15 protein-coding genes and 2 pseudogenes are annotated in these 14,814 nt (G+C 71.5%); 10 read left to right on the top strand and 7 right to left on the bottom strand.

Annotated features, from left to right (window positions below):
- Positions 1-206: pseudogene (locus KS423_RS20385) on the bottom strand (hypothetical protein); the annotation flags it as partial.
- A 207-nt stretch (positions 207-413) separates the two neighbouring features.
- On the opposite strand from KS423_RS20385, the gene KS423_RS20380 reads away from it, so the two are divergent.
- Positions 414-1,571 (top strand): Glu/Leu/Phe/Val dehydrogenase dimerization domain-containing protein, encoded by a 1,158-nt coding sequence (locus KS423_RS20380; protein WP_374119989.1) that lies wholly within the window; start codon positions 414-416, stop codon positions 1,569-1,571.
- A 383-nt stretch (positions 1,572-1,954) separates the two neighbouring features.
- On the top strand, positions 1,955-2,212 hold the full coding sequence (locus KS423_RS20375; RefSeq protein WP_224280995.1) for a DUF3073 domain-containing protein: 258 nt from the start codon (positions 1,955-1,957) through the stop codon (positions 2,210-2,212).
- 162 nt (positions 2,213-2,374) lie between these two features.
- Here KS423_RS20375 and purM read toward each other — a convergent pair whose 3' ends face one another.
- The 3 genes from purM to KS423_RS20360 all read right to left on the bottom strand — a co-directional run bounded on the left by purM (position 2,375) and on the right by KS423_RS20360 (position 6,283).
- On the bottom strand, positions 2,375-3,460 hold the full coding sequence (purM, locus tag KS423_RS20370) for a phosphoribosylformylglycinamidine cyclo-ligase (RefSeq protein WP_224280994.1): 1,086 nt from the start codon (positions 3,458-3,460) through the stop codon (positions 2,375-2,377).
- A gap of 98 nt (positions 3,461-3,558) precedes the next feature.
- Positions 3,559-5,142 (bottom strand): amidophosphoribosyltransferase, encoded by a 1,584-nt coding sequence (gene purF, locus KS423_RS20365; RefSeq protein WP_224280993.1) that lies wholly within the window; start codon positions 5,140-5,142, stop codon positions 3,559-3,561.
- Between the two features lie 295 nt (positions 5,143-5,437).
- Positions 5,438-6,283, bottom strand: coding sequence for a diacylglycerol kinase (locus tag KS423_RS20360; protein WP_224280992.1), 846 nt, complete (start codon positions 6,281-6,283; stop codon positions 5,438-5,440).
- 126 nt (positions 6,284-6,409) lie between these two features.
- Between KS423_RS20360 and KS423_RS20355 the strand changes: the two genes are divergently transcribed.
- Together KS423_RS20355 and KS423_RS20350 are read left to right on the top strand one after the other, a co-directional pair.
- Entirely contained in the window at positions 6,410-7,693 is a 1,284-nt protein-coding gene (locus tag KS423_RS20355; protein ID WP_224280991.1) for an adenylosuccinate synthase, read from the top strand.
- 127 nt (positions 7,694-7,820) lie between these two features.
- On the top strand, positions 7,821-8,423 hold the full coding sequence (locus tag KS423_RS20350; protein ID WP_224280990.1) for a GNAT family N-acetyltransferase: 603 nt from the start codon (positions 7,821-7,823) through the stop codon (positions 8,421-8,423).
- A 25-nt stretch (positions 8,424-8,448) separates the two neighbouring features.
- Here KS423_RS20350 and KS423_RS20345 read toward each other — a convergent pair whose 3' ends face one another.
- Positions 8,449-8,604 carry a hypothetical protein gene (locus KS423_RS20345; protein WP_224280989.1) on the bottom strand — a complete coding sequence of 52 codons (156 nt, stop codon included), beginning with the start codon at positions 8,602-8,604 and terminating at the stop codon, positions 8,449-8,451.
- Positions 8,605-8,950: 346 nt separating this feature from the next.
- Between KS423_RS20345 and KS423_RS20340 the strand changes: the two genes are divergently transcribed.
- From KS423_RS20340 to metG, 3 genes are all read left to right on the top strand, one after another.
- Positions 8,951-9,799, top strand: coding sequence for a helix-turn-helix transcriptional regulator (locus tag KS423_RS20340; RefSeq protein ID WP_224280988.1), 849 nt, complete (start codon positions 8,951-8,953; stop codon positions 9,797-9,799).
- The gene (locus KS423_RS20335; RefSeq protein ID WP_224280987.1) at positions 9,796-9,996 is read left to right on the top strand and encodes a DUF397 domain-containing protein; all 201 of its coding nucleotides are present in this window, start codon (positions 9,796-9,798) and stop codon (positions 9,994-9,996) included. Before KS423_RS20340 ends, KS423_RS20335 begins: the two co-directional genes overlap by 4 nt.
- Positions 9,997-10,126: 130 nt before the next feature.
- The gene (gene metG / locus KS423_RS20330) at positions 10,127-11,860 is read left to right on the top strand and encodes a methionine--tRNA ligase (RefSeq protein WP_224280986.1); all 1,734 of its coding nucleotides are present in this window, start codon (positions 10,127-10,129) and stop codon (positions 11,858-11,860) included.
- A 73-nt stretch (positions 11,861-11,933) separates the two neighbouring features.
- On the opposite strand, the gene KS423_RS20325 is transcribed toward metG, so the two are convergent.
- Positions 11,934-12,569, bottom strand: a complete 636-nt coding sequence (locus tag KS423_RS20325) for a hypothetical protein (protein ID WP_224280985.1) — start codon at positions 12,567-12,569, stop codon at positions 11,934-11,936.
- Between KS423_RS20325 and KS423_RS20320 the strand changes: the two are divergent.
- Both KS423_RS20320 and KS423_RS20315 read left to right on the top strand, forming a co-directional pair.
- Positions 12,470-13,063, top strand: a pseudogene (locus KS423_RS20320) (sensor histidine kinase); the annotation flags it as partial. The gene KS423_RS20325 and the pseudogene KS423_RS20320 overlap by 100 nt on opposite strands.
- Positions 13,027-13,677 (top strand): response regulator transcription factor, encoded by a 651-nt coding sequence (locus KS423_RS20315; protein ID WP_224280984.1) that lies wholly within the window; start codon positions 13,027-13,029, stop codon positions 13,675-13,677. The pseudogene KS423_RS20320 and the gene KS423_RS20315, both read left to right, overlap by 37 nt.
- A gap of 1 nt (position 13,678) precedes the next feature.
- On the opposite strand, the gene cutA is transcribed toward KS423_RS20315, so the two are convergent.
- A complete protein-coding gene (gene cutA, locus KS423_RS20310) occupies positions 13,679-14,035 on the bottom strand; it encodes a divalent-cation tolerance protein CutA (protein ID WP_224280983.1) in 357 nt (118 codons plus the stop codon).
- A gap of 164 nt (positions 14,036-14,199) precedes the next feature.
- Here cutA and KS423_RS20305 point away from each other — a divergent pair.
- The coding region (locus KS423_RS20305) for an alpha/beta fold hydrolase (RefSeq protein ID WP_224280982.1) at positions 14,200-14,814 on the top strand (615 nt) is incomplete at its 3' end.

The following is a 14,814-nucleotide window of genomic DNA, read 5'->3' as shown; positions in this document are numbered from 1 at the left end:
CGGGCGGCCAGCCCGGCGAGCGCCTCCCGCTGCTCCTCCAGCACCGCCGCCGCCACCGGCTGCGCCGGCTCCGCGGCGTCCGGCCCGTGCTCAGCCGCGTAGGCCTGCCAGCGCGCCCGCTCGGCCTCCGGGTAGGCGGCCAGCGGCTCGTACACCCGCAGGTGGGCGGCGTAGGGCGGCTGTACGGAAGTGCGTACGACGGTCACGTCCTGCATGGTCGCACGCGCCGCCGGACCAAGGGAGGGCGCGCCCCCGAACCGTTCGCACCCGCACCCCGCACCCCTTCCCGTCTCACCCTTCGGACGACTGGCCCCAGCTCGGACGAGACGGCGGATCGGCGGGGCGCACGCGGCTACGCTTCGCCTTAGGCGCCCGCACCACAGCAGCGGGCCTTCGATACTGGAGTCACCACAGTGACCGACGTACAGACCCCCGCCACGCACCCCGCACCCGGCGTGCTCAGCAGGATCTTCCGTACCGAACAGGACGGCGCCCCCGGCGACGGTCACGAGCAGGTCGTCCTCTGCCACGACCGCAGCTCGGGACTGAAGGCGATCATCGCCATCCACTCGACCGCCCTGGGCCCAGCCCTCGGCGGCACGCGCTTCTTCCCGTACGCCTCCGAGGAGGCGGCGCTGGAGGACGCGCTGAACCTGTCCCGCGGAATGTCCTACAAGAACGCGCTGGCCGGACTGGACCTCGGCGGCGGCAAGGCCGTCATCATCGGCGACCCGAACAAGGACAAGAACGAGGCGATGCTCCGGGCCTACGGCCGCTTCGTCGAGTCCCTGCGCGGCCGCTACATCACCGCCTGCGACGTGGGCACCTACGTCCAGGACATGGACGTGATCGCCCGCGAGACCGAGTTCGTGACGGGCCGCTCGCCCGAGCACGGCGGCGCCGGCGACTCGTCCATCCTGACCGCCTTCGGCGTCTTCCAGGGCATGCGCGCCACCGCCCAGGCCCGCTGGGGCCAGCCGACCCTGCGCGGCAAGCGGGTCGGCGTCGCGGGCGTCGGCAAGGTCGGCCACTACCTGGTCGGCCACCTGGTCGCGGACGGCGCCACGGTCGTCGTCACCGACGTCTCCGAGGCCGCCGTCAACCGCGTGCGCGCGGCGCACCCGGAGGTGGAGGTGGTCGCCGACACCGCCGCCCTGATCCAGGCCAAGCTGGACGTCTACGCCCCCTGCGCCCTCGGCGGCGCACTGACCGACGCCACGGTGGCGGCGCTGGGCGAGCTCGGCACCTCGATCGTCTGCGGCGCGGCCAACAACCAGCTGGCCCACCCGGGCGTCGAGAAGGACCTGGCCGACCGCGGCATCCTCTACGCGCCGGACTACCTGGTGAACTCCGGCGGCGTCATCCAGGTCGCCGACGAGATCGACGGCTTCAACTTCGAGCGGGCCAAGAACAAGGCGACCAGGATCTTCGACACCACCCTGGAGATCTTCACCCGGGCCGCCACCGACGGCGTCCCGCCGGCGGTCGCCGCCGACCGCCTGGCCGAGAAGCGGATGCGCGAGATCAGCGCCCTGCGCACGGTGCTGCTGCCCGGCGCCCGGCGCGCCTGACCGGGCCGGTAACCCACCCCGTGATGCGCGGGGGGCCTGCACAGCGGCCCCTCGCGCATCACGATGTGGAACCGGATTCTCACTTCTCCGCCCGAACGGGTGATCCGAGGTCCCCGTAGGGGGGATAATCAGTCCCGGAACGACGGACCTCAGACACCTCCGGACAGCGCGAAAAACGCCGCAAAACCTCCCCTGACCTGGGAAGACCTGGTCTCGGGTGCAGTCGGTGCGCGCCACGTCACACCGACGACGTACCGTCCAGCGGCGGAAACAGGTACCGTTAATGCTCCAAGGGACGGTCCTCCCATTCGGGCAGGCCGGTCCTGATCATGAACACGTGTCAGACTCGGGGCCGTGAGCCCCATCGTTGAGGGGGTCGACCCATGGGGCGCGGCCGGGCCAAGGCCAAGCAGACGAAGGTCGCCCGCGAGCTGAAGTACAACAGCGGCGGGTTCGACGCTAACCGTCTGTCCAACGAGCTGGGCGTATCGCCGTCCACCGCTTCGATCGAGCCGGAGCCGATCGAAGAGGAGGAGGACGACGACCCATACGCGGAGTACGCCGCCCGCTACGCCGACCTCGACGACGAGGACGACACCGAGCCGGGCACCGGGCCGTCGCAGGCCTCCCGCCGCTCGTAACCACAGCAGTCCCGCCGACCGGTCCGGGCGCCCAGTGCGCCGGGCCGGTCTTCGGCGTTCCCTCGGAGGGCGTTGCTCCGCACGGCCCTCCGACGGCCTCCACCGCACGCGAGAGGGCCTCTCCGGTGCACCGGAGAGGCCCTCTCGTCGTCACGGTCCGGGTCAGTTCGCCCGGAAGCCCTCGTAGGCGTTGTAGAGGGCCGCGCCGCCCTCGTGCTCGCCGGTGCGCTCGACGATGTCGCCGAGCAGCCAGGCCTCCACGCCGCGGTCCTCCAGGATCGACAGCACGACGTCCACCGAGTGCGGCGGGACGACCGCGACCATGCCGACGCCCATGTTCAGCGTCTTCTCGATCTCCAGGGTGGCCACCCGGCCGACCTCGGCGACGGTCCGGAAGACCGGCAGCGGGGTCCAGGTGCCGCGGTCCAGGCGGGCGTGCAGGCCGTCCGGGATCACCCGGGCCAGGTTGGCCGCCAGGCCGCCACCGGTGACGTGCGAGAAGGCGTGCACCTCGGTGGCGCGGGTGAGCGCCAGGCAGTCCAGCGAGTAGATCCGGGTCGGCTCCAGCAGCTCCTCGCCGAGGGTGCGGCCGAACTCCTCGACCTTGCGGTCCAGCTTCCAGCCGGCCTCGTTCAGCAGCACGTGGCGGACCAGCGAGTAGCCGTTGGAGTGCAGGCCGGAGGCGGCCATCGCGATCACCACGTCGCCGGCCCGGACCCGGTCCGCGCCGAGCAGCGCGTCGGCCTCCACCACACCGGTGCCGGCGCCCGCGACGTCGTACTCGTCCGGGCCCAGCAGGCCCGGGTGCTCGGCGGTCTCGCCGCCGACCAGGGCGCAGCCGGCCAGCGCGCAGCCCTCGGCGATGCCCTTGACGATCGCGGCGACCCGCTCCGGGACGACCTTGCCGACGCAGATGTAGTCGGTCATGAACAGCGGCTCGGCGCCGCACACCACCAGGTCGTCGACGACCATGCCGACCAGGTCGTGGCCGATGGTGTCGTGCTTGTCCATGGCGGCGGCGATGGCCACCTTGGTCCCCACGCCGTCGGTGGCCGAGGCCAGCAGCGGCCGCTCGTAGTCCTTGAAGGCGGACACGTCGAAGAGGCCGGCGAAGCCGCCGAGACCGCCGACCACCTCGGGGCGGTTGGCCTTCTTCACCCACTGCTTCATGAGCTCGACGGCGCGGTCGCCCGCCTCGATGTCGACACCGGCGGCGGCGTAGGTGGCGCCGTTCTGGTTGCTGGTCACTGCGTGCGGCCCTTTCGGGTCAGGTGGGGGTGGTTCTTGAACAGCCGGGGGTGGAACAGCGGTGGGGCCCCGGTTCGCGGGACCCCACCGTGCGTTCGTTACGGGCGGCGCAGCGCGTCGGCCGCGCCCGCCCCGCCGAGCAGTGCCTGGACGCCGTCCAGGTCGCTGCCGCTGGTCGGCTTGCCACGGACGGCCGGCTGCTGCCGGCCGCCCTTGATCTCGGCCTCCAGCAGGAGCTTGCCGAGCAGCGCCGGGTCCGGCAGCTCCATCGGGTACTCGCCGTCGAAGCAGGCCCGGCAGAGCTTGTCCTTGGGCTGCTTGGTGGCCTCGATCATGCCGTCGATCGAGATGTAGGAGAGCGAGTCCGCGCCGAGGGTGCGGCCGATCTCCTCGATGGTCATGCCGTTGGCGATCAGCTCCGCGCGGGTGGCGAAGTCGATGCCGAAGAAGCAGGGCCACTTCACCGGCGGCGAGGAGATCCGGATGTGGACCTCGGCGGCGCCGGCCTCGCGCAGCATCTTCACCAGCGCGCGCTGGGTGTTGCCGCGGACGATGGAGTCGTCCACGACCACCAGGCGCTTGCCCTGGATGACCTCGCGCAGCGGGTTGAGCTTGAGCCGGATGCCGAGCTGGCGGATGGTCTGGCTGGGCTGGATGAAGGTGCGGCCCACGTAGGCGTTCTTCACCAGGCCGGAGCCGTACGGGATGCCGCTGGCCTCGGCGTAGCCGATCGCGGCGGGGGTGCCGGACTCGGGCGTCGCTATCACCAGGTCCGCCTCGACGGGCGCCTCCTTCGCCAGTCGGCGGCCCATCTCCACGCGGGAGAGGTGCACGTTGCGGCCGGCGATGGTGGTGTCGGGGCGGGCCAGGTAGACGTACTCGAAGACGCAGCCCTTGGGCTTGGCCTCGGCGAACCGGGAGGTGCGCAGGCCGTTCTCGTCGATGGCGATGAGCTCGCCGGGCTCGACCTCGCGGATGAAGGAGGCGCCGACGATGTCCAGTGCCGCCGTCTCGGAGGCGACCACCCAGCCGCGCTCCAGCCGGCCGAGCACCAGCGGGCGGATGCCCTGCGGGTCGCGGGCGGCGTAGAGGGTGTGCTCGTCCATGAAGACGAGCGAGAACGCGCCCTTGACCTTGGGCAGCACGACCTTGGCCGTCTCCTCGATGGAGAGGTCCGGGTGGCCGGCGAGCAGGGCCGTCACCAGGTCGGTGTCGTTGGTCGCGGCGGTCCGGCCGGAGCGCGAGACGTGCTCCTCGCCGGGAAGTTCGGCGACCATGGCCGCCAGTTCGGCGGTGTTCACCAGGTTTCCGTTGTGCCCGAGGGCCAGCGAACCGTTCACGGTCGCCCGGAAGGTCGGCTGGGCGTTCTCCCAGACCGAGGAACCGGTGGTCGAGTAGCGGGCGTGTCCGACGGCGATATGCCCGTGCAACGACCCCAGCGAGGCCTCGTCGAAGACCTGGGAGACGAGTCCCATGTCCTTGAAGACGAGAATCTGGGAGCCGTTGCTCACTGCGATGCCCGCGGATTCCTGACCGCGGTGCTGCAGGGCGTAAAGGCCGAAGAACGTGAGCTTGGCGACCTCCTCGCCGGGAGCCCAGACACCGAAGACGCCACACGCGTCCTGGGGGCCTTTCTCACCGGGAAGAAGATCGTGGTTGAGTCTTCCGTCACCACGTGGCACGTCTTCGAGTCTAGGGCAGCTGACTCGGGCTTCTGGAACCCGGGACTGCGGGTTTGTCCGCTGATCACGAGTTAACGCGCGTAGACAAAACCCCTTACGGGGCCGGGATTTCGAGTGGGGGGAATTCCGGCGGGTGGCGGTTGGCCTTGTGGTTCGCGCCCGTTGGGGAGTTCCGTGTGCGCAGCGGCGGAGGTCGGCGCGCGGACGAACGTGAGCCTGCTCACCCGGGCGTTCACCGGGCGGTCACGCGGACGGTTGCGCGGCGACCCGGCCCGTTCCACGCCGCCGGGGGCCGCTACGCCGCCGGCAGCAGCAGGCCCCAGGCCCCCGGGTGCACCGTCCAGGTCCGGGCCCGGACCGGGCCGACCGGGTGGCCGTCCGCCTCGTAGCCGAAGCCGCGCCCGACCACCGAGACGCTCGCCGCCCGGGCGCGCACCAGGGCGCCGGAGGCGGCGACCACGACCTCCATCTCGCCCGTCCCGTCCGAGGCGCCGGACGGGAGCGTGACCTGGACCAGCCGGACCGGCCGGTGGACGTCCGCGAGCAGCCGGCCGTCGGCCTCGACCCGGACCCGGGAGCTGTGGTCGGCGCCGTCCGGGGTGAGTGCGTTCGCCTGCTCGGCCGCAGCCAGTTTCGCCCATAGCGAACGCCAGCCACCCGTACGGCCCACCGGTCGGCGCGCACCCCCACCGGTGATCCGCACCCCGCCCAGCGCCACTCCGCCGCCGTCGTCCACCAGCAGGTCCAGCCGGCGCGGCGCACCCGACAGCACGGCCCGCGCGGCCCGGACCGGCTCCCCCGGCACGCCGAGCGCGCGGGCCGCCACCAGCTCCTCCGAGCGACCGACCGGAACCATGCCCACCGGTTCTGCGCCCAGCTCACGCTGCCGATGCAGGGCCTGGAGCACCCGCTGCAACGCGAGGTCGGAACCGATCACCACCGGTCGCCTCCGGCCTCGGTGCGAAAGCACCCGGTCAAGCTCGGAAGGACTCTCCGGAAAGGCCACCTTGGCGTCCGCGCCCCCGCAGAGCACGTCCTTCGCGATCCGCACCGACTCGCCGTCGGTCTGCCGGGCCACCGGGTCGAGGAGCAACAGGAGCGGCTCCGGGCCGCCGGTAGCAGGCGTGGACAGGGACGACACGACCGGTCCTTCCTCAGGTAATCTCTCGGTGCAAGAGCCCCTTGCGCCATTGCGCCAGGGGCTTCGTCTATCTCGGGGCAGACTGCGGCCTACGCAGGATGCCCCAACCGGAAGGGGTGTACGCCTGTGCCGGCACTCGTGCTCGTTGGCGCTCAGTGGGGAGACGAGGGCAAGGGGAAGGCCACCGACCTCCTCGGTGGCTCCGTCGACTACGTGGTCCGCTACCAGGGCGGCAACAACGCCGGTCACACGGTGGTCATCGGCGACCAGAAGTACGCCCTGCACCTGCTGCCTTCCGGAATCCTCAGCCCGAACGTGACGCCGGTGATCGGCAACGGCGTCGTGATCGACCCGGCCGTGCTGCTCTCCGAGCTGGCCGGCCTGAACGAGCGCGGCATCGACACCTCCAAGCTGCTGGTCTCGGGCAACGCCCACCTGATCACGCCGTACCACCGCACCCTGGACAAGGTCACCGAGCGCTTCCTCGGCAAGCGCCGGATCGGCACCACCGGCCGCGGCATCGGCCCGACCTACGCGGACAAGATCAACCGCGTCGGCATCCGGGTCCAGGACCTGTTCGACGAGTCGATCCTGCGCCAGAAGATCGAGGCGGCGCTGCACGACAAGAACCAGATCCTGGTCAAGCTGTACAACCGCCGCACCATCCCGGCCGACCTGGTGGTCGAGGAGTACCTGGGCTACGCGGAGAAGATCAAGCCCTTCCTCGCCGACACCACCCTCGTCCTGGACGAGGCGCTGAAGGCGAACAAGGTCGTCCTGCTGGAGGGCGGCCAGGGCACCCTGCTCGACGTCGACCACGGCACGTACCCCTTCGTGACCTCGTCGAACCCGACGGCGGGCGGCGCCTGCACCGGCGCCGGCATCGGCCCGACCAAGATCGACCGGGTCATCGGCATCCTCAAGGCCTACACCACCCGCGTCGGCTCCGGCCCGTTCCCGACCGAGCTGTTCGACGCGGACGGCGAGGCGCTGCGCCGGATCGGTGGCGAGCGCGGTGTCACCACCGGCCGCGACCGCCGCTGCGGCTGGTTCGACGCCGTCATCGCGCGCTACGCGACCCGGGTCAACGGCCTCACCGACTTCTTCCTCACCAAGCTGGACGTGCTGACCGGCTGGGAGCAGATCCCGGTCTGCGTCGCGTACGAGATCGACGGCAAGCGGGTCGAGGAACTCCCCTACAACCAGTCCGACTTCCACCACGCCAAGCCGATCTACGAGACGCTGCCGGGCTGGACCGAGGACATCAGCAAGGCGAAGTCCTTCGCCGAGCTGCCGAAGAACGCCCAGGCGTACGTGAAGGCGCTGGAGGAGATGTCCGGCGCGCCGATCTCGGCCATCGGCGTCGGCCCGGGCCGCGACGAGACGATCGAGATCAACTCGTTCATCTGAGCCCGAGCTCGCGTTCCGAGGGCCCCGCGGATCCGTTCCGCGGGGCCCTTCGCCGTGCCCGGCGAACATATTTGCACTAGTACATACATCTATTGCGTCTAGTGCAGAGCGCCGCTACGTTCGGATCATGACCGCGAAGCCGCCCTCACCCGTCACCCTCACCGGCCGCCACATCCGCCTGGAGCCGTTGGAGCGCCGTCACCTCGCCGACCTCTGGACCTCCGTCGGCTCCGAGCCCGAGGTCTGGCGCTGGACCATGCACCTCCCGCCCGCCTCGGAGGAGGATCTCGGCGGGATCCTCGACGGCCGACTCGCGGAGTCGGCCGAGGGTGAATCGGTGAACTTCGCCGCCGTCGACCTCACGAGCGGCCGCGCCGTCGGCGTCACCGGCTACCACGACTTCAGCGCGGACGACGAGTTCGTGGAGATCGGCGGCACCTGGTACGCCCGCTCGGTCTGGCGCACGGCGGTCAACACCGAGGCCAAGCTGCTGCTGCTCACCCACGCCTTCGAGGACCTGGGCATGGGCCGCGTCTTCTGGAAGACCGACGCCCGCAACGAGCGCTCCCGCACCGCCATCCAGCGCCTCGGCGCGCAGTTCGAGGGCATCCACCGCCGCCACCGCCTCCGGCCCGACGGCACCTGGCGGGACAGCGCCTACTTCTCGATGCTCACCGACGAGTGGCCGGCTGCCAAGTCCCGTCTGGTGGACCGGCTTTCACGGGGCTGAGCCGCGGATCGGCGCAGTGCGACGGCTATTTCCGCTCGCCGGGGGCGGAATGGCCGGCCGCGAACTCCTGCTTCGCCGGGCGTGGTTCGTACGCCTGGATGTTCACCAGCCAGACCAGCCAGCCGACGAACAGGACGGCGAGCAGGAGCACCGACAATCCGGCGACGAGGAGCGCATTCACCGGGATGCGGAAATGCGCCGGGAAGGGCGGGGCCGGCGCGGAGGGCCGAGGGGCGAGGGGAGGGGCATGGCTGTCTCCGGTCGGTGATTTCGGGCGCCGCGACCATGCATCTGGCGTGCCATGACGGCCTGTCGACGGCCGAGTGACGACTGTTTGACGACTGTTTAGGCGGCAACAAGTCAGTGAGTGACACGGACGACCATAGGGTCAGGGTGCCAGAGTTGCTACCGAGCGGGAAGACGTTCACTCCATCGTGGGGTATCCCCCATTTCGGTAGCTAGGGCCCGGTGTGCACGGCACACTTCACCGGAAGCATCGACCCAGCCGCGACCCGGAGAAGAGAGTCATGCCACCCCGCCTGTCGCCGACCGTCCGCCAGCAGCGCCTCGGGATCGAGCTGCGCAGGATGCGCGAACGCGTGGGCGTCACGCCCAAGAGCCTGGCCGCCACCATCGGCACCGACCTGCCCAAGATCTCCCAGATGGAGAACGGGAAGTCGGGGATCAGCGCCGAGCGGCTCCGGATCTGGGCGCGCACCTGCGGCTGCGAGGACGGCCCCTACCTGGACGCGCTGTTGGCGATGACGCAGGACCGGCGCAAGTACTGGTGGGACGGCTACCGCGGCCGGCTGCCGAGCGGGATCATCGACATCGCGGAGATGGAGCACCACGCGGCCTCCCTGTCCATCCTGAACAGCACCTTCATCCCCGGTCTGCTGCAGACCCCGGAGTACGCCGCCGCGGTGTTCGAGCGGCTTCCCCCGCAGTACCGGCAGGAGGCGGACGTCCGGAAGGCGTTCCGGATCCGGCGCCAGCAGATCTTCGTCGACCACCCGAAGCCCTACAGCGCATTCCTGCACGAGTCCGCGCTGCGCATGCAGTTCGGCGGTCCGGACGTGCTGCGCGACCAGTTGCGGAGCCTGCTGGCGAATTCCGAACGGCCCGGCGTGGAGATCCGGGTGATCCCGTTCAGCGTGCCCACCTACACCGGCTCCGGGGAGAGCCTGTACCTCGCCCGCGGGCCGGTTCCGGAGCTCGACACCGTCCAGATCGATCTCTCCCACGGGCCGAAATTCGTGCACACCCAGGCCGAACTGGCCTCCTACCGCCGGATCAAGGAGGAGACTGCGGCGATCTCGCTCGGGCCGGACGAGTCCCGGGACTTCATTCGGGCCTTACTGAAAGACTTCGCATGAGTACGTGGCGCAAGGCGTCGGCGAGCGGCGAGAGCACCGACTGCGTCGAGGTCAGAGCGGCGGGCGGACTGGTGGAGATCCGGGAGTCGGACCGGCCCGAGGTCATCGTGCAGACCACGCCGCGCAAGTGGGCCGCCTTCGTCCGCGGGGTGAAGTCCGGGGAGTTCGACCGGTACGGTGACTTCTCCCGGCCGTGACCTCCGGCCCGGCCCGCCGCGGACGCCGGGGCCCTTCTCTTTGCCCTAGGCTTGCAGCCCACAGTGGACCCTGCGCCTGGCACGGCACTCCGGGTGGGTGCGCGTGCGGGAGAAATCGGAGCATCCGAGGATGGCTCGGCACCTGATCACCAGCGCCCTTCCCTACATCAACGGGATCAAGCACCTGGGCAACATGGTCGGGTCCATGCTCCCGGCGGACGTCTACGCCCGCTACATGCGTCGACGAGGGCACGAGGTGCTGTTCATCTGCGCCACCGACGAGCACGGCACGCCCGCCGAACTGGCCGCCCAGGAAGCCGGGTTGCCGGTCGCGGAGTTCTGCGCCCGGGCGCACGACGCACAGCGGGCGGTGTACGACGGCTTCGGGCTCTCCTTCGACCACTTCGGCCGCAGCTCCTCGCCGCAGAACCGGGAGATCACCCAGGAGATCGCCCGCGAGCTCCAGCGCAACGGCTTCATCGAGGAGCGCGCGATCCGCCAGGTGTACTCCAACGCCGACGGCCGCTTCCTGCCGGACCGCTACATCGTCGGCACCTGCCCGCACTGCGGGTACGACAAGGCCCGTGGCGACCAGTGCGAGAACTGCACCCGGGTGCTGGACCCGACCGACCTGCTGGAGCCGCGCTCGGCGATCAGCGGCAGCTCCGACCTGGAGGTCCGGGAGACCCGCCACCTGTTCCTGCTCCAGTCCAAGCTCACCGAGGAGGTCGAGGACTGGATCGCCGCCCACGCCGACGACTGGCCGGTACTGGCCTCCTCGATCGCCCGCAAGTGGCTGACGGAGGGCCTCCAGGACCGCTCGATCACCCGCGACCTGGAGTGGGGCGTCCCGGTGCCGGCCGATGTGTGGCCCGAACTGGCCGCCGAGGGCAAGGTGTTCTACGTCTGGTTCGACGCCCCGATCGAGTACATCGGCGCCACCAAGGAGTGGGCGGACGCGGCCCCGGCCGGGCAGCTGCGGGACTGGAAGTCCTGGTGGTACGAGGCCGACGAGACCGTCCGGTACACCGAGTTCATGGGCAAGGACAACGTCCCGTTCCACACCGTGATGTTCCCGGCCACGCTGCTCGGCTCACGCCGCCCGTGGAAGAAGGTCGACTACGTCAAGGCCTTCAACTGGCTGACGTACTACGGCGGGAAGTTCTCCACCAGCCAGAAGCGCGGCGTCTTCGGCAACGACGCGCTGGAACTGCTGCCCGCCGACTACTGGCGCTACTTCATGATGGCGCACGCGCCCGAGTCGGACGACTCCAGCTTCACCTGGGACCTCTTCGCCTCGGTGGTCAACAAGGACCTCGCCGACACCCTCGGCAACTTCGTCAACCGGGTGCTCTCCTTCAGCCGCAAGCGCTTCGGCGACGACGTCCCGGGCGGTCACGCGCCGGGCGAGGCCGAGCAGCGGCTCGGCGAGCAGATCGCCGCCCTGCTCGCCGAGTACGAGGGCCAGCTGGACGCGCTCAACTTCCGCAAGGCGGCGCAGGCCCTGCGCGCGCTGTGGAGCGCGGGCAACGCCTACCTGGACGAGAAGGCCCCCTGGCTCCAGGTGAAGACCGACCCGCAGGCGGCGGCGCTGACCCTGCGCACCGCGATGAACCTGATCCACCTGTACGCGGTGGTCTCCGAGCCGTTCATCCCGGCCGCGGCGGCGGCGATGCGCGGGGCCTTCGCGCTGCCCGAGGACTCGCCGGCCGCCACCCGCGACTGGATCGGCCCGCAGGAGGCGCGGACGCTGGACCTGGTGCCGGCCGGGACGGCGTTCACGGTGCCGCCGGTGCTGTTCGCCAAGATCACGGACGAGGACCTGGCGGCCTGGACGGTGCGCTTCGGCGGCTCGGGGGCGTAGCGGTCGCGCTGCGGACGTGAGGAGGCGGGGCCCGGGAGTGAACCCGGGCCCCGCCTCCGTTGTGCCCCCGCCCTCAGCCGATCAGGTCCAGCGCGCCCGTCCCGGTGAGGTCGTACGCCCCGGCGAGGACCAGGAAGAGCAGCACCGCCAGCGTCAGCCCGGTGTAGTGCAGCCGCCCGGACAGGTTCCACCAGCGCCCGCGCCAGGCCAGCACCGTGCAGACCGCCGTCGCCGGGGTGAGCAGCAGGGCCGTCACGACCAGGGCCGGGACCGCGGTCAGCAGCGGCGAGTCGCCCAGGAACAGCGTCTGGTTGAGCGCGTTGGCGTCCGCCGTCAGCAGGGCGAAGCAGCCGGTCGCGGCGAGCAGCAGCGCCCCGGTGGTCCAGCCGAGCAACCGTGCGGCGGGCCGCTCCGCCCGGCCCCGGCGGCGCACCAGGCGGACCGCCGCGGCCACCGGCCAGCCCAGCACGGTCAGGACGAGGACGGCGAGGCTGCCGGCCGCGACCGCCTGGTGCAGGCCGGGTGCCTGGTACCAGGAGAGCCGCTGGTAGGCGACGGTCGGGTCGGCGTCGGTGAGCAGCGAGAGGGTGCCGTCGGCGGCCCGCTGGAAGGCGATCCGCCCGGTGCCGCCGACCTGCCGGAACAGGCCGGGTTCGAGCTGCTCCCACTGACCTGGGCGTCGCCGAGCGGCTGGTCGAGCGGGACCCACAGGCCGCGAAGCAGCTGCTGGCCGAGACCCGCCAGGCCTCCGCCACCGCCCTCAACGAACTGCGCGACCTGGTCCGCGGCATCCACCCGCCGGTCCTCGCCGACCGCGGACTGGCCGACGCGGTAAGGGCGTTGGGCATGGACAGCCCGCTGAACGTGACGGTCACCGCCGAACTGCCCGGCCGGCCCGAGGCACCGGTCGAATCCGCCCTCTACTTCGCCGTCTCCGAGGCCCTGACCAACGCCGCCAAGCACGCGGGAGCGAGCCGTGTCGACGTCCGACTCCGCTACCAGGACGGCGTGCTGAAGGCCCAGGTCACCGACGACGGCACCGGCGGCGCCGACCCCTCGCGCGGCACCGGGCTGCGCGGCCTGGAACGGCGGCTTGCTACCTTCGACGGCGTCCTGGCCGTCCGCAGCCCGCTCGGCGGCCCCACGACCCTGACGATGGAGCTGCCGTGCGAGTTGTCCTCGCCGAGGACCTCTTCCTCCTGAGGGACGGGCTGGTCCGCATGCTGGAGGCCTACGACTTCGAGGTCGTGGCCGCGGTGGACACCGGACCGGCCCTCCTGGAGGCCCTGCTCACCGAGCGCCCGGACGTGGCCGTCGTGGACGTGCGGCTGCCCCCGACGTTCACCGACGAAGGGCTCCAGGCGGCGCTGGAGGCACGGAAGCGGATGCCCGGGCTGCCGGTGCTCGTGCTCTCCCAGTACGTCGAGCAGCTCTACGCCAGGGAACTGCTCGCCGACGGCAGCGGTGCGATCGGCTACCTGCTGAAGGACCGGGTCTTCGACCCCGACGAGTTCGTGGAGACCGTCCGCCGGGTGGCGTCCGGCGGCACCGCGCTCGACCCGCAGGTGATCGCCATGCTGGTCAGCAACACCGAACGCAACAAGCCGCTGGACCGCCTGACGCCGCGTGAGCGCGAGGTGCTGGAGCTGATGGCGGAGGGCCGCTCCAACGCGGCGATCGCCGAACGGATGGTGATCACCGAGCGGGCGGTGAAGAAGCACACCGCCAACATCTTCCTCAAGCTCGACCTGCCGCCCTCGGAGGAGGACCACCGTCGGGTGCTGGCCGTGCTGGCCTTCCTGGAGGTCGCGCCCTGAGCTACTCCGCCCGGTCCGCCGCGCGCGCTGCCGCCGCCGTCTCCTCGGCCACCCAGGCGAGGTAGCCCGGGCTGCCGTCCGCCACCGGCACGGCGATCAGCTCGGGCGTCCCGTAGGAGTGCCGCCCGGCCACGAACGCGCCCAACCGGTCGACGAGTTCGGCCCTGGTCTTGAGGTCGATCCGCCACTCCTCGGCATCCTGCACCTCGCCGTCCCACCAGTACACCGACCGTACGGGGTACACCTGGGCGCAGGCCGCCAGCCGCTCCCGCACCACGGCGGACGCCAGGGCCCGGGCCTGCTCCTCGCCCTCGTGGGTCGTGGTCACCACGACGAAGCGCTGCTCGCTCGCTGTCATGCCCCGACGGTATCCCGGGGCCGGACGGCGAACCCGTTGCGGCTCACATCGGCGATCCGCGGTGGTTCGGGAAGCCCCAGCTCTCCCGCCGTGCGGGCCGTCTTCCCGCCGCCCCGGCCGTTTTCCCGTTGCCCCGGCCGCTCCGCGGTTGCCACGATCACCCGATGACGACCTTCACCGGCCACGACGGCACCCGGCTCGGCTACCGCGTGCTCGGCGAGGGCGAGCCGCTGCTCGTCCTCGCCGGCGGCGCGATGCGCGACTCCGCGTACCTCGGCGACCTCGGCGGCCTCTGCGCGCACCGCGCCCTGCACGTCCTCGACCTGCGCGGAACGGGCCGCTCGGAGCGCCCGGCCGACCCGGCGAGCTACCGGGTCGACCGGCAGGTGGCGGACGTCGAGGCCTTCCGCTCGCACCTCGGGCTCGACCGGGCGGACGTCCTCGCCCACTCCGCCGGCTGCTCGCTCGCCACCCTGTACGCGCTGCGCCACCCCGGGCGCACCGGACGGCTGGTACTGGTCACCCCCAGCCTCCGGATCTTCGGCGGCACCGCCACCGAGGACGACTACCGCGAGGCGGCCGAGGCCCGCGGCCTCGCCGAGGAGGAGTGGTACCCGGCCGCCCTGGCCGCCGTTCGCACCGCCTTCACCGGGGGCACCGCCGACCCCGACGCCGTGGCGCCGCTCTTCCACGGCGACTGGAACGCCACCGCCCGCGCCCACGAGGCCGGCCGCGCCGCCCAGAGCCACCCGGAGGCCGCGGCGGCGTACCACGGCGGC

Origin of the sequence: Streptomyces sp. LS1784 (genome assembly GCF_020103755.1) — a bacterium.
In the GTDB taxonomy this organism is placed as follows: domain Bacteria; phylum Actinomycetota; class Actinomycetes; order Streptomycetales; family Streptomycetaceae; genus Kitasatospora.
Note: the sequence above shows the minus strand (reverse complement) of the source record. Positions and strands in the feature narration are given on the sequence as shown.

What these genes read in the sequence shown, in the direction of transcription:
- KS423_RS20375 (WP_224280995.1), top strand. Translation starts at nt 1,955, where the DNA reads ATGGGGCGCGGCCGGGCCAAGGCCAAGCAGACGAAGGTCGCCCGCGAG.
- KS423_RS20350 (WP_224280990.1), top strand. Translation starts at nt 7,821, where the DNA reads ATGACCGCGAAGCCGCCCTCACCCGTCACCCTCACCGGCCGCCACATC.
- KS423_RS20340 (WP_224280988.1), top strand. Translation starts at nt 8,951, where the DNA reads ATGCCACCCCGCCTGTCGCCGACCGTCCGCCAGCAGCGCCTCGGGATC.
- KS423_RS20335 (WP_224280987.1), top strand. Translation starts at nt 9,796, where the DNA reads ATGAGTACGTGGCGCAAGGCGTCGGCGAGCGGCGAGAGCACCGACTGC.
- metG (WP_224280986.1), top strand. Translation starts at nt 10,127, where the DNA reads ATGGCTCGGCACCTGATCACCAGCGCCCTTCCCTACATCAACGGGATC.
- cutA (WP_224280983.1), bottom strand. Translation starts at nt 14,035, where the DNA reads ATGACAGCGAGCGAGCAGCGCTTCGTCGTGGTGACCACGACCCACGAG.